Below are 13,419 nucleotides of genomic sequence, written 5' to 3'. Positions count from 1 at the left end.
TTTAGTAAGTACGCACAAAAAGGTAAGTATGAAAATGACAGATTCGACGCTTTCTCAGCAACTGCGCGACGGCAACTTATTTGCTGAACAGTGTCCTTCCCGCGAGGTGTTAAAACACGTTACCAGCCGTTGGGGAGTATTGATTCTGGTGGCGCTGCGCGACGGCACGCACCGTTTTAGCGATCTGCGCCGTAAGATGGGCGGTGTCAGTGAAAAGATGCTGGCGCAATCCTTACAGGCGCTGGAGCAGGACGGGTTTATCAATCGGGTGTCGTATCCGGTGGTACCGCCGCACGTGGAATACAGTCTGACGCCGTTGGGTGAGCAGGTGAGTGATAAAGTCGCCGCACTGGCGGACTGGATAGAAATGAATTTACCGCAGGTTTTGGCGCAGCGGATCCCGGGGTGAACGATGTGCCGGATGGCGCTGCGCTTATCCGGCCTACAAGTCGGCTTCATGCGTAGGCCGGATAAGACGCTATTGCGTCGCATCCGGCACTAAAATTACTTACTCAAATCCAGCTGATAAATCGCAAAACCGATATCGTCGGTGGCGACTTTTTGCAGCGGATACTGTCCTTTTTCTTTGATAAACGCGGCGGCTTTATCGGACGGCGAGGTTTCAAAACGAATATCCAGCTTCGTCTCGCTGTGGATCGGCGCCAGACGCCAGTTATTATCCGCCGCCGGGTGAATTTCACCGGCACGCTTCGTCTCGGCCCCTATCCATGCGGCCAGCACCGAGCGGTTTTCATCCGGTGAGGCAAAGGCGATATGGCTGTCGCCGGTACCAGCAAACTTACCGCCGTAGGCGCGATAGTTATTGGTTGCTACCAGGAAGGTAGCGTCCGGGTCGATAGGTTTACCGTTAAAGGTCAGATGCTTAATACGCTCTGCCTGCGGGTTGATCGTCTGGCATTCGCCGTCGTAGCGGGCGGGTTGTGACACATCAATCTGATAGTCTACGCCGTCGATCACGTCGAAGTTATAGGTACGAAAGCCATCCCAGTTGATCAGCGACTGCGGTTTGCTGCTGTGAATATCAATCTGATTAAACTGTCCTGCGGAACATTCCAGCCACTCTTTCACCTCTTTACCGCTGGCTTTTACCACTACCAGCGTGTTGGGATAGAGGTACAGATCGGCGGCGTTGCGGAAGGTGAGCTGGCCTTTTTCCACCTCAACAAAGCTGGCCGGATCGTTCTTACGGCCGCCCACTTTAAACGGTGCGGCGGCGGAAAGTACCGGCAGTTTCGCCAGATCCGGATCGCCCTGAATAAAGCGTTCAACGTAAGCTTTTTGCGCGTTGTTCACCACCTGCACGGTTGGATCGTCCTGCACCAGTGCCAGATAGCTGTACATGTTATCGGCCGATTTACCGATTGGTTTGCTGACGAATTCGCGCGTGGCGTCGTGGTCGGCTTTCAGGATCTCAACGATTTTTGTGTCTTCAGCGGCCAGGGATTTTTTTGCCGCCGCATCATAAATCGGGCGGGCTTCAGCTTTCGCCTGGGTGACCTGCCATTTCCCGCTGTCGTTATTCAGCACCAAATCCACCACGCCCAGATGATCGCCCCACATGCCTGGCATTACTGCCGGAACGCCGTTCAGGGTACCTTTAGCGATATCTGCGCCTTTGATGTTGGCAAAGTCTTTCCCCGGGAACACGGCGTGAGCATGACCAAACATGATGGCATCAACACCCGGTACTTCGCTGAGGTAATAAACCGAGTTCTCCGCCATAGCCTGATACGGGTCGGCAGAAAGGCCCGAGTGAGCCACCACGACGACCACATCCGCGCCCTTGGCCCGCATTTCCGGTACGTATTGACGTGCGGTTTCGGTGATGTCATTCACTGTCACTTTGCCGCTGAGATTGGCTTTATCCCAGGTCATGATTTGCGGTGGCACAAAACCGATGTAGCCAATTTTCAGCGTCTGCTTGTGACCCTCTTTGTCGACCACCTCGGTGTCTTTAATCAAATAGGGGGTAAAAAGCGGTTTTTTGGTTTTAACGTCGATGATATTGGCGTTAACGTAAGGGAACTTCGCGCCTGCGAGCGCCTTATGCAGATAGTCCAGACCGTAGTTAAATTCATGGTTGCCGAGGTTGCCGACCGCGTAATCCAGCGTATTCAGCGCTTTATAAACCGGGTGCGTTTCGCCGGCTTTCAGCCCTTTCGCCGCCATGTAATCCCCGAGCGGGCTGCCCTGAATCAGATCGCCGTTATCGACCAGTACGCTGTTTTTGACTTCATTTCTGGCGGCATTGATCAGACTTGCCGTACGTACCAGACCGAATTTTTCCGTTGGCGTATCTTTGTAATAATCGAAATCCATCATATTGCTATGCAAATCAGTGGTTTCCATTATGCGCAGATCGACGGTTGAGGCATTCACGCTGGCCGCTATCAGCGTGGCCAGAAGCGTTGCACTAAACTTAATCATCAGAGGGCATCCTTTTTAGAACCAGGCCACAAAAGAAAATGTATATACAGCTTATTGCTTACAGAAGTGTGAATCATGCCATGAATAGAGCGTTTAAAACCGCAGGCGCTATCACAGTTGGCGGATCCTCTGACGATCGGGTATAAGTAAAACAACGAGTTAACACCGCTGCTATAAATGAGGTGGAGAATGCTAGAACATGTATGCCAGCTTGCACGGAACGCGGGCGATGCCATTATGCAGGTCTACGATGGAATCAAACCGATAGAAATCACCAGCAAGCAGGATGATTCTCCGGTCACGGCGGCGGATATTGCCGCGCACACGGTGATCCTTGCAGGATTACAGGCGCTGACGCCGGATATTCCGGTGTTGTCAGAAGAGGACCCGCCGGGCTGGGATATCCGCCAGCACTGGCAGCGTTACTGGCTGGTTGATCCGTTGGATGGTACCAAGGAGTTCATCAAACGTAACGGTGAATTTACCGTTAATATCGCGCTGATCGAGAAAGGAAAACCGGTACTGGGCGTGGTATATGCCCCGGTAATGAAGGTGATGTACAGCGCGGCCGAAGGTAAAGCCTGGAAAGAAGAGTGCGGCGTGCACAAACAAATCCAGGTGCGCGACGCGCGTCCACCGCTGGTGGTGATAAGCCGTTCGCATGCCGACAACGAGCTAAAAGAGTATCTGCAACAGCTCGGTGAGCACCAGACCACGTCGATTGGCTCATCGCTGAAGTTCTGCCTGGTGGCAGAAGGGCAGGCACAGCTGTACCCGCGTTTTGGGCCGACCAACGTCTGGGACACCGCAGCAGGCCACGCCGTTGCCGCGGCAGCCGGAGCGCACGTTCACGACTGGCAGGGTAAACCGTTGGATTACACCCCGCGTGAATCGTTCCTTAACCCCGGCTTCCGGGTCTCTATTTACTGAGCAATTTGTGCAGCAGGGCGATAACCTGCTGCACCTCTTCTTGCGTTAACGCCCCGTCTTTCGCCCACTGAACGCGACCGTCTTTGTCGAGGACCGCGATGGCTGAGCTCTCTTCGTCCAGTTGCCAGGTTTTACGCGCGATGCCGTTGCTGTCGACAATAAACTGTGACCACGGGTAAAGCTTCTTGTTGCTCTCAAGGCTGCTGCGTACAAACATGCCGGAGCCGGGAATGGCATCATCCGTGTTAACGATGGTGGTGGTCTGATACTTATCGTGTGGCAGATTCGCCGCTTTGATGGCCTCAATCAATGTGGCGTTTTTCTCTTTTGCCGAGGTGCGTCCGGCGATGTGTTGCACAATGCGAACTTTCCCCGGCAACTGCGCGCTATTCCAGCTTTTGTAGCTAAACTTATCGTTATCAAGAATCAGTTCGCCGCGATCGGCGATCCCGACCGGCGGCACGCGCTGGTTGGTTTCAAATTTATGGGCAGAGGCCATCATCGGCAGCAACAGGCACGACAGTGCCAGCAGTTTTTGTAAGGTCATGGTGTTTCCTTCTTTCTTATTTTGCAGGTGATCCGACCACTTGGGTGTGGAGTTTAAGCATATGTGCGATTGATGCTTTTTCCCGCAAGCGCAATGCCAGTTTGCGGACGAGCGCACAAATCCTGTGAAAAATGAAGGCTTATACTGAGGACAGCGAAACGTTGAAAAGATAATTCTGAATAATTGTAACCTGAAGGTAAATAAACTTATACACGCTGGAAACAACGTAGAGATAGTCTATAGTCATATGGCATTAAAATTTGCGCCTGAGGATTGTCGGACCGATTGTGGTACCGCAAAGGCGTAATGCTCAGCAGGAGACAACAATGAAAATTTTCCAACGGTACAACCCGCTGCAGGTGGCGAAGTACGTGAAGATCCTGTTTCGTGGACGGTTATATATCAAGGACGTAGGCGCTTTTGAATTTGATAAGGGTAAGATTCTTATCCCAAAAGTGAAGGACAAACTGCATTTTTCTGTTATGTCCGAAGTTAACCGTCAGGTCTTGCGTCTGCAAACTGAGATGGCTTGATCAAAGTGCTATGCGGTAGTTTACGTAGTCTATAAAAAAACGGCTCCTGTAACAGGAGCCGTTGATGTTTTCAGGTCGGCAAACTTATGCCGCGCCGTCTTCTTTCGCATCCGGCAGCTTTGGCACCAAAACGGTGGGTTTGCTGTCCAGACGCGTCACCAGCAGCTGATCGATCTTGTAGTTATCGATGTCCACCACTTCGAATTTATAGCCTGAGTACTTCACTGAGTCGGTACGTTTCGGGATTTTACGCAGCATAAACATCATAAAACCACCGATGGTTTCATAGTTGCCGGACTGCGGAAACTCGTCGATATCCAGTACGCGCATCACGTCATCAATGGGCGTACCGCCGTCGATAAGCCAGGAGTTCTCGTCACGCGCCACAATCTGTTCTTCCAGGCCCTGACCGACTAAGTCACCCATCAGCGTGGTCATCACGTCGTTCAGTGTGATAATGCCCACCACCAGCGCGTACTCGTTCATGATAACGGCAAAGTCTTCGCCTGCGGCTTTAAAGCTTTCCAGCGCCTCAGACAGCGTCAGGGTATCCGGGACGATCAGCGTATTGCGGATCTGCACGCCGCTGTTCAGCGCCATGCTTTGGTTGGCCAGCACGCGATTCAGCAGATCTTTGGAGTCCACGTAGCCGATGATGTGATCGATATCTTCGTTACACACCAGAAACTTGGAATGTGGATGTTCCGCCACTTTGTTCTTCAGGCTCTGCTCATCTTCGTGCAGATCGAACCAGATGACGTTCTCACGTGAGGTCATGGATGACGGTACGGTACGGGATTCCAGTTCGAACACGTTTTCGATCAGCTCATGCTCCTGCTTACGCAAGACACCCGCCAGCGCACCGGCTTCAAATACGGCATAGATATCATCGGAGGTGATGTCATCTTTACGCACCATTGGGATCTTGAACAGCCGGAAAATACTGTTTGCCAGCCCATTGAAGAACCACACCAGCGGACGGAACACCATTAAACAGAAGCGCATCGGGTTGATGATGCGCAAAGCCACAGTTTCTGGCGCAATCATACCGATGCGTTTCGGGGTTAAATCCGCGAACAGGATGAACAGACCCGTTACTAGCGAGAACGACAAAATAAAGCTCAGTTGTTCGGACAGTTCTGGAGCAAAGTACTTTGAGAAAAGGCCGTAAAAGACCGGGGAAAATGCCGCATCACCCACGATACCGCCAAGAATGGCGACGGCGTTAAGGCCAATTTGCACCACCGTGAAGAACATGCCGGGGTTTTCCTGCATCTTCATTACGCGTTGCGCATTAATGTTGCCTTCATCGGCAAGCAGCTTAAGTTTAATTTTGCGTGATGCGGCAAGCGAGATCTCGGATATCGAGAAAAACGCACTCACGGCGATCAGGCAGAGAATGACTAAAATACTGTTTAACATATCTTATCCAGCCGTTAAGGCCAGATCCTCGGAAGGGAAATGGATAAATCCGTATGAATCTATATTGAATTCAAACTAAAGACCGGCTCGTGGAAGTGAGCCGGTAAATTCAGAAGCTAGTATAGCGTAAGGTACTGTAAAGTCGCCAGAGGGGGATTATTGCGGCTTATCCAACGGCGTTAATCCGGCGTACGGTCTGCATCTCTTGTTCGCAATAGGGTGAACCGTCTGGCTTCAGGACATCATGAAACCATAGCTGTGCGGTCTTGTCGTTGAGCTCGATATCCGGCCACGGTAGCCAGGTTTGCGTTTTGCCCTGCACCAGCCCCCAGTGATAGCTGGAAACGCGCTGCGCGTTAAACAGCGGCAGCTGTTCTTCTATTCGGCTACCAACGTGGCGGGCCAGCCATTCGGTACAGAAAACCGGTCTGCCAAACTCAGCGAGCTGTGACAAAAGAGACAGTTGGCCTGGGGTATCAACATACGCATGGTAGCTAATGACATCTGAAAGTCGCAGTGCGGCAACATCTATCGGATGGGTAAAGGCGTTCCCGCATGCTGCGCGATCGTCAATATGCCAGGCGGCGACGGTTAGGGGCTGAGACGGCGACTCCTGTCGCGCCCAGCTAAACAGGTGGGTTAGCAGGGTCAAGGCGTAAATTTCCAGCCGGTCGTCGTAACGGGCAAATTCACCTGTGCTACAGAAAATCCCGCCATTGCCGGGCTCATTGTAGAGATCCCAGACGCAGATGCGCGAGTCATGACGATAGTATCGAATGATATCGCGAACGTAGGCTTCAATGTGTGGCCAGCAGGTTCTGTCCATTACGCAGGCCCGTCCCGGACTGCCCGCCGCCTGGCTATTATGCACGCCGGGAACCGGGGCTTTTTGCAGGCCGATAAACGGTTCATCGCCGGAAAACGCGCAGTCGTCGAGCAGCGTCAACATCACCTTGATACCGTGGGCGTGTGCAATGCTTAGAAAGGTGTCGATACGGCCAATCAGGCCATCGCGGTCATGCTGCCAGACGGTAAACGGTAAGTTCGTTCGCAGCTGGTTATAGCCGTACTGGCTGGCCCAGCGAAGTTCCTGTTCGATGGTGTGGATATCGAAACTCTCGGCTTGCCACATGTCGAGCCAGTTGACCGCTGTACGTGGTAAATAGTTAAAACCACAGCCCCAGGGTTGCTGCTGATGCCAGCGCTGTGCCTGCGTTTTGCTCCAGGGTTTATACATGATGCGCTCCTTATTCTGCTTCTGAAAGACTGACGCGCCCCGTGGCCCGCTGCGTTGCACTGCCACCCCAGACTTCATCGTACTCGTAGCCGGTGAGCTGCTTTATCACCACCCGTGTTTCCTCATCGCAGTCGCGATAGTTGCCTCCCAGCTTGCGGCGGGCTATCTCTTTGAGCAGCAATTTATGCGTCTCACGCGTGAGCTTGAATTTGTAGGTGGTGTAGAAACTGACGGCCAGCAGCGCGGTGGTAGCAAAGATCATCAAGCCGATAATGGCGTGCAGCGCCATTGCAGGCTGGGCGCCGCTGCCTTTCACAAAACCCGACTCCTCCAGCACCATGCCGATCAGCAGGATAGCGATAGCCACGGTACTCTTGCGGGTGAGTACCATTACGCCCGCAAAAATGCCTTCGCGCCGCTGTTGGGTCACCATCTCGTCGATATCGGGGATAAAACTGTAAATATTCCACGGAATATAATAGAGACCCGAGCGCGCCATGCCGAGCAGAATAAAGACGGCGGAGAACAACACGTTGGAGACCTGAGTTTGGGTGTAATAGATAATAAATAAAAATGCCAGCACCGCAAATATACAGCTATAAGAGAGTCGCAGCGCCGCGGACGGCGTAATATTGAGTTTATTCAGTAATAGCATAAAACCATAGGTGCCAAACACCGACGCAAACGCGGCAATGCTTAACCAGCCGGAAACCGATGCAGCATCCTGATTCAAACAATAGATAACGTAAAAGGTAAATACTGAACCGAATACATCCATCGCGGTGAAAGAGAAAATATAAATAATAATATGCAAACGAAAGGCGCGAATTTTGAACGAGGAGAAGAGATCGAGTACCAGGTACTTCAGATGATTGAACAATCCGCTACTGCGCTGAAGGTCCGTTTTAAATGTCTCCTCTTGCACATCTTTGGCCTCCCATGTGCAGCGCCAGGTAATAAACACGGCGATACAGAAAACGACGGAAAAGATAATCCCGGTCAGGGTGTAGGTAAACGGATTATCTTTGCCCGTAAACTGCATGAGAATGCCGGGAACTGAGACGGCCAGAAAGCCGCCGAGCTGCGAGCAGATCATGCGCACGCCGGAAAGGCGGCTGCGCTCTTCGTAACGGTTAGTCATCTCTGCTGCCAGGGTTTCCCACGGTACCAGTACCATGGCCGACAGCAATTCAATCGACAAATAGGTTCCCAGGTAATACCAGTAACCCATATCGGTCAGCCACAGCAGGGCATAGAGAAACATGAGCGGCGAACTGAGTAATAAAAAGAAGCGGCGACGGCCAAATTTCCGCCCAAGCCAGGTATTGCCAAAATTATCGGTGACGTAGCCCATAATCGGGCTGAGTAAAGCATCAATCACGCGGGCAATAGCAAATATGGAACCTGCCTCCAGGACGCTTAAACCGCAATAGGTAGTGTAAAAAAATAACAGCCAGGTGCCGATAATAGCGAAAGCCCCGCCGCCAAATAAATCAGTGATGCCGTAGCCAATTGCCACGCCATAACCGACTCTGCGTTCAGTTGGTTTAACCATAATTATTTTTCCAGTGTATATATACGTCATCCTTCAAGCAGCCTCTTTGTTGGCTACGCCTGCTCACCCCAGTCACTTACTTATGTAAGCGCCTGGGCGTTACCAGACTTGCTGCCTTGATGCATCTTGAATGATTTTGTGTATAGGGTATCTGTATGCCGGTATTACCCGGCTTATTTATTTACTTATGGAATGCTTAATGAATTTTAATTATTAATATTTATCCATTGTCGCGTCAGAGATGAACGATAAATAGCGTCCACCATCAACAGCGATTTTTGGGCTTGATGGATATCGATATATTCTGTCTGACCGCGATGGGTAATAGCATGATAGAACTGGCGAATGGCCAGTTGGTGACCAAGACCCCAGTAGCTTTTGGCGCTGCCGTCTGGTGAACCATCGCTTTCCAGCTTCAGGCGCTGGTCCTTTGTGACGCGCCATAGCGCGTTGTCAGTTAGCTGAAGCATGCCGTTTTCACAGTGGATCTCCAGCAGCAGCGGCGAATCGAGCGTATTGCAGTTGCTGGCGTAAAACAGGCCACGTGCACCGTTGGCAAAATGCAGCGTTGCCATCGCGCTGTCTTCTGCTTCCGTCACCGCTGCCAGTTCGCTGCTATCCACCACGCCTTTTAAGCGTGTGACGCCCCCGGCGAACCACTGCATCAGATCGAGAGTATGAATGGCCTGATTAATCAGCAAACTGCCGCCTTCGCGGGCAAAACGCCCGCGCCACGGACTGTCGCTGTAGTACGCCCCGGAGCGTGACCAGGTCAGCACGGCTTTCATGCTGAGCATTTTGCCAAGCGTATTTTTCGCCAGTTCATCGCGTATGCGTAGGCTGGTGGGATTCAGTCGGTTTTGGTAACACACGCCCAGCAGTCCCGGCGCCGAGGCTGCGGCGTCAGCGATGTCGGCAACTTCCCCTCCATTCATGCCTACCGGTTTTTCGCAAAACACATGCTTCCCGGCAGCAAGGGCGGCGAGAATCATATTTTTATGCTCAAAATGCGGCGTACAGATATGCACGACGTCAATGTCGTTATCCAGCAGCATTTCCCGGTAATTGGGATAAAAGCGGCAGTTGTAGGCCATCGCCTGCTGTAGCCCGTTGACGCTGTCGGTGTCGACCAGCGCGCGTAGCGTCACCCCCGGCAAGAGCCGTAGGGCGTTGACGTGACTACGGTGGATGGCACCGGCACCAATAATGGCGGCATTTAACATTTTCATGCTGCCCCCATTATGCATGCGCATTGGCGAGCATTTGCGCCTTCACGCACAGCTCGGCGGCTTTAAACGCATGGGCCTGGGTCATGGCGTTTTCGGTACGGTTCAGGCAGTCGAGAATAAACTCGCCGAAGAACGGGAACCCTACCTTACCGGCGACCGGATAGCGGAATTCCCCCTCTTTATTAACCAGATACACCACATCCTGTTCACCTTGGGTAATATCGACATACTTGCGGATCTCGATATAGCCCTCGGTGCCCAGCAGCGTCAGGCGTCCGTCCCCCCAGGTGCTGAGGCCGTCCGGCGTGAACCAGTCGCAGCGGAAATAGCCCGTTGCGCCGTTCTCGCCCGCCAGCATCGCATCGCCAAAGTCTTCAAACTGTGGATACTGCGGATGATTGACGTTGCGCACCTGGCTTGCGACCACACGCGCCTCGAGGTTGTCGGTGTAAAACAGGAACTGCTCAATCTGATGGCTGCCGATATCACACAGAATGCCGCCGAAATAGCGTCGATCGTAGAACCAGTCCGGACGTCCGCTGCCTTCACGATGCGGGCCGGTGCCCAGGGTCTGGATCACCCGGCCTATTGCCCCCCGCTTGACCAGATCGCCCGCAAAAACTGCGCTTTCAACGTGCAGGCGCTCGCTGTAGTAAACCGCGTACTTGCGCCCGGTCCTGGCCACCATGGCTTTGGCGTCTTCCAGCTGTTCGAGAGTAGTCAGCGGTGCTTTGTCGGTGAAATAATCTTTACCCGCCGCCATCACCTTTAGTCCCAGCGGGCAGCGTTCAGAGGGGATTGCCGCCCCGGCGACCAGTCTGACATCGCGGTCGTTGAGAATAGTCTCCAGTGAGTCAGCCACCTGCGCCTGCGGGTACTGTTGCAGGAATTTCTCCACTTTCGCCGGGTCCGGGTCGTACACCCACTTCAGGGTGGCTCCGGCTTCGATCAGCCCGTTGCACATCCCGTAGATATGACCGTGGTCGAGCGTGGCAGCGGCAATCACAAACTCACCAGGTTTTACCACCGGCTGCGGTTTGCCGGTCGGGGCGTAGTTCATTCCATCTGTCTTGTTCATTACTCTGCTCCTGAATCTAAGTCTTTACCCAGAGGGATAGCACCGACTTCCGTGAAATTGCTCACGGAGGTGGATTTCTCATAAAAATGCGGGGCTTTTGCCATCAGGCCGCCGGTACGATAAAAATCGTCGTGGCTGGGGATGGGCAGCGTTACCACCGTGCGGGTAATGGCGGATTTGTAGATAGCGGTAATCAGCTCCAGCGAACGTTTACCCTGTTCCCCGTCGACCAGTGGGGGCGTCTGTTGTTCGATGGCGCTGAGCAGGTTGTCGATTTGTCCGCTATGCAGCGTCCATTGAAGCGCAGGCGTGGCATGAAACAGCGCGTCCAGTTGCTCTTCCAGTTCGCGATGATTGTCCGCTTGTGGAAAGCCGTTATCCGCCGACTGGCTGGCATACACCTTCCACGGGGCGGAGATCCGCGCCTTTTCGCCCTGAATAACGATTTTCTGATCTTCACCATGATGCACAACGGATGCGGTGAGCTGAGCCAGCGCCCCGTCTGAATATTTGAAAATGGCCGCACTGAGATCTTCCACTTCCGCGTTGTCATGGGCGACATTGCTCATCATCGCTACCACTTCGCTCGGGAAGCCGAGCATCCACTGAATTGCATCGATGTGGTGTACCGCATGATTCAGCGTGCAGCCGCCGCCTTCTTTCTGCCAGGTGCCGCGCCACCACAGATCGTAATAGCAATGCCCGCGCCACCAGAACGAGTCCACCTGTGCGTGGCAAATTTTGCCCGCAAGGCCGGAATCAACGGCGGCTTTTAAGCGCCAGAAGGCATCGGTAAAGCGGTTTTGTGCGATGACCGATAACATTTTTCCGCTGGCTTTCTGCGCGGCAATCATCGCATCACACTCTGCGAGCGAGGCGGCCATCGGTTTTTCGCACAGCACGTGTTTGCCCGCGTGCAGAGCATCAATGCTGATGTCGGCGTGGACGTACGGCGGAGTACAGACGTCGACAACGTCCACATTAATACCCGCGTCCAGCATGGCCTGATGGCTGTTGTAGACCCGTGCTTCGCTTAGGCCGTAGCGCGTTTTCTTCTCTTCGGCTTTTTCCGGCCAGATGTCGACCAGCGCGACGATCCGGCAGCGATCCGCAAACTGTAAATAGCTTTGAATGTGGTTATGGGAGATGTTTCCGGTGCCGACAATGGCAATATTCAGCATGGTCATCCCCTTAACGCTGCCAGCTTGCGGAGGCGTCCAGCGTGCGGCTGGCGGTGGTTTTCTCGACCGATGAGTCGATACGCGCCTGCAACAACCGGGCGTAGCGCTGCTCGTCAATTGGCAGCTCAACCCAGTCATCGGTCCAGGTGGAGAGGTGCATGGCGTTGGACAGCGTCAGGCCGCGAATGCCTTCCAGACCAGGGGCGATGAGCGGTTCGCCGTGCAGGACCGCGGCGGTGAAATTGGCGGTGATGACATGATGCTCACTGCATTCTGGTGCGGTAGGGATAGTCACTTCCCAGCACTCCGGCTCGCCAAAGCCGTTTTGCCAGCGGGCGTTGAAGTCGGTTTCGGATTCACGCAGTCGCCAGAAGCGCAGGCGGCCTTCTTCCACCACCACTTTTCCGCGATCGCCGACGATCTCGAGGCGGTTGGTGCCGGGGGTTTCGGCGACGGTGGTGATGAACACGCCGGTTGCACCGTTGGCGTATTCCGCGTAGGCGGTGACCTCATCTTCTACTTCAATCTGGCGGTGTTTGCCAAACTGGCAAAACGCGCGCAAGCGTATGGGCATACCGACCAGCCATTGCCACAAATCAAGCTGGTGCGGGTCCTGATTGAGCAGCACGCCGCCGCCTTCGCCTTTCCATGTCGCGCGCCAGCCGCCGGAGTTGTAGTAACTCTGTGAGCGATACCAGTTGGTGATTATCCAGTTGGAGCGGCGCAATTCGCCCAGCTCGCCGCTGTCGATCAGATCTTTTACTTTCTGATACAGCGGGTTCGGGCGCTGGTTGTACATCATGCCGAACACCACATCGCATTCACGGGCGCAGGTGTTCATCTCGTGGACCTGCGCGGTACAGACCCCGGCAGGTTTTTCGCACAACGTATGAATGCCAAGACGCATCGCCATCATCGATAAACCCGGATGCGCATAGTGCGGCGTAGCGACGATAACCGCGTCGACAAGCCCACTGTTCAGCATCTCCTCAGCGCTGATAAACAGTGCAACCGCATCGCTTACTAACTGGCGAATAGCGGCATGCTTGTCGGCGTTATTATCGCAGACCGCCGTCAGGCAGGCGTCCTTTACGGTCCCAGCCAGCAGATAGCGGGCGTGGACGGTGCCAATATTTCCCACGCCAATAATGCCAAAGCGTAATTTTTTCATGTCAGGCCTTTTCATCAGAAATAAGGGATAAGCGGACCATAAGAAACGCCTGGAATATCGACAATGTGATTTTGTGAGAGCGGTTGCA

General features: G+C 53.5%; 12 protein-coding genes. 3 read left to right on the top strand and 9 right to left on the bottom strand.

Annotated features, from left to right (window positions below):
- Window positions 1-34: 34 nt before the first annotated feature.
- Window positions 35-409: a winged helix-turn-helix transcriptional regulator gene (locus tag FCH32_RS09350; RefSeq protein WP_115260000.1), complete on the top strand. Its 375-nt coding sequence runs from the start codon at window positions 35-37 to the stop codon at window positions 407-409.
- A gap of 95 nt (window positions 410-504) precedes the next feature.
- Here the strand turns inward: FCH32_RS09350 and cpdB are convergent, their stop codons facing one another.
- Window positions 505-2,448: a 2',3'-cyclic-nucleotide 2'-phosphodiesterase gene (gene cpdB, locus FCH32_RS09345; RefSeq protein WP_137363250.1), complete on the bottom strand. Its 1,944-nt coding sequence runs from the start codon at window positions 2,446-2,448 to the stop codon at window positions 505-507.
- A gap of 189 nt (window positions 2,449-2,637) precedes the next feature.
- Here cpdB and cysQ point away from each other — a divergent pair, with 189 nt between their 5' ends.
- Window positions 2,638-3,378: a 3'(2'),5'-bisphosphate nucleotidase CysQ gene (gene cysQ / locus FCH32_RS09340; protein ID WP_115259599.1), complete on the top strand. Its 741-nt coding sequence runs from the start codon at window positions 2,638-2,640 to the stop codon at window positions 3,376-3,378.
- Here cysQ and FCH32_RS09335 read toward each other — a convergent pair.
- A complete protein-coding gene (locus tag FCH32_RS09335) occupies window positions 3,368-3,925 on the bottom strand; it encodes a YtfJ family protein (protein WP_096758549.1) in 558 nt (185 codons plus the stop codon). The genes cysQ and FCH32_RS09335 overlap by 11 nt on opposite strands.
- A 326-nt stretch (window positions 3,926-4,251) precedes the next feature.
- Between FCH32_RS09335 and FCH32_RS09330 the strand changes: the two genes are divergently transcribed.
- Window positions 4,252-4,458, top strand: a complete 207-nt coding sequence (locus tag FCH32_RS09330) for a DUF1107 domain-containing protein (protein ID WP_003025710.1) — start codon at window positions 4,252-4,254, stop codon at window positions 4,456-4,458.
- Between the two features lie 84 nt (window positions 4,459-4,542).
- Here FCH32_RS09330 and paeA read toward each other — a convergent pair whose 3' ends face one another.
- The 7 genes from paeA to FCH32_RS09295 all read right to left on the bottom strand — a co-directional run bounded on the left by paeA (window position 4,543) and on the right by FCH32_RS09295 (window position 13,331).
- Window positions 4,543-5,880, bottom strand: a complete 1,338-nt coding sequence (paeA, locus tag FCH32_RS09325) for a polyamine export protein PaeA (protein ID WP_096758548.1) — start codon at window positions 5,878-5,880, stop codon at window positions 4,543-4,545.
- A 166-nt stretch (window positions 5,881-6,046) separates the two neighbouring features.
- Entirely contained in the window at window positions 6,047-7,117 is a 1,071-nt protein-coding gene (locus FCH32_RS09320) for a glycoside hydrolase 5 family protein (RefSeq protein ID WP_137363251.1), read from the bottom strand.
- 10 nt (window positions 7,118-7,127) lie between these two features.
- On the bottom strand, window positions 7,128-8,672 hold the full coding sequence (locus tag FCH32_RS09315) for an MFS transporter (protein ID WP_115259597.1): 1,545 nt from the start codon (window positions 8,670-8,672) through the stop codon (window positions 7,128-7,130).
- A gap of 206 nt (window positions 8,673-8,878) precedes the next feature.
- Window positions 8,879-9,901, bottom strand: coding sequence for a Gfo/Idh/MocA family protein (locus FCH32_RS09310; protein WP_174360800.1), 1,023 nt, complete (start codon window positions 9,899-9,901; stop codon window positions 8,879-8,881).
- Window positions 9,902-9,911: 10 nt separating this feature from the next.
- The gene (locus FCH32_RS09305) at window positions 9,912-10,979 is read right to left on the bottom strand and encodes a Gfo/Idh/MocA family protein (protein WP_115259595.1); all 1,068 of its coding nucleotides are present in this window, start codon (window positions 10,977-10,979) and stop codon (window positions 9,912-9,914) included.
- A complete protein-coding gene (locus tag FCH32_RS09300) occupies window positions 10,979-12,160 on the bottom strand; it encodes a Gfo/Idh/MocA family protein (RefSeq protein WP_174360799.1) in 1,182 nt (393 codons plus the stop codon). Before FCH32_RS09300 ends, FCH32_RS09305 begins: the two co-directional genes overlap by 1 nt.
- A gap of 10 nt (window positions 12,161-12,170) precedes the next feature.
- The gene (locus FCH32_RS09295; RefSeq protein WP_174360798.1) at window positions 12,171-13,331 is read right to left on the bottom strand and encodes a Gfo/Idh/MocA family protein; all 1,161 of its coding nucleotides are present in this window, start codon (window positions 13,329-13,331) and stop codon (window positions 12,171-12,173) included.
- Between the last annotated feature and the right edge of the window lie 88 nt (window positions 13,332-13,419).

It is taken from the genome of Citrobacter gillenii (genome assembly GCF_013337685.1).
In the GTDB taxonomy this organism is placed as follows: Bacteria; Pseudomonadota; Gammaproteobacteria; order Enterobacterales; family Enterobacteriaceae; genus Citrobacter; species Citrobacter gillenii.
This window is presented reverse-complemented; position numbering and strand designations above follow the sequence as displayed.

Bases quoted from the DNA above. Each gene is read 5' to 3' on its own strand.
- FCH32_RS09350 (WP_115260000.1), top strand. From the start codon at position 35: ATGACAGATTCGACGCTTTCTCAGCAACTGCGCGACGGCAACTTATTT.
- cpdB (WP_137363250.1), bottom strand. From the start codon at position 2,448: ATGATTAAGTTTAGTGCAACGCTTCTGGCCACGCTGATAGCGGCCAGC.
- cysQ (WP_115259599.1), top strand. From the start codon at position 2,638: ATGCTAGAACATGTATGCCAGCTTGCACGGAACGCGGGCGATGCCATT.
- FCH32_RS09335 (WP_096758549.1), bottom strand. From the start codon at position 3,925: ATGACCTTACAAAAACTGCTGGCACTGTCGTGCCTGTTGCTGCCGATG.
- FCH32_RS09330 (WP_003025710.1), top strand. From the start codon at position 4,252: ATGAAAATTTTCCAACGGTACAACCCGCTGCAGGTGGCGAAGTACGTG.
- paeA (WP_096758548.1), bottom strand. From the start codon at position 5,880: ATGTTAAACAGTATTTTAGTCATTCTCTGCCTGATCGCCGTGAGTGCG.
- FCH32_RS09320 (WP_137363251.1), bottom strand. From the start codon at position 7,117: ATGTATAAACCCTGGAGCAAAACGCAGGCACAGCGCTGGCATCAGCAG.
- FCH32_RS09315 (WP_115259597.1), bottom strand. From the start codon at position 8,672: ATGGTTAAACCAACTGAACGCAGAGTCGGTTATGGCGTGGCAATTGGC.
- FCH32_RS09310 (WP_174360800.1), bottom strand. From the start codon at position 9,901: ATGAAAATGTTAAATGCCGCCATTATTGGTGCCGGTGCCATCCACCGT.
- FCH32_RS09305 (WP_115259595.1), bottom strand. From the start codon at position 10,979: ATGAACAAGACAGATGGAATGAACTACGCCCCGACCGGCAAACCGCAG.
- FCH32_RS09300 (WP_174360799.1), bottom strand. From the start codon at position 12,160: ATGCTGAATATTGCCATTGTCGGCACCGGAAACATCTCCCATAACCAC.
- FCH32_RS09295 (WP_174360798.1), bottom strand. From the start codon at position 13,331: ATGAAAAAATTACGCTTTGGCATTATTGGCGTGGGAAATATTGGCACC.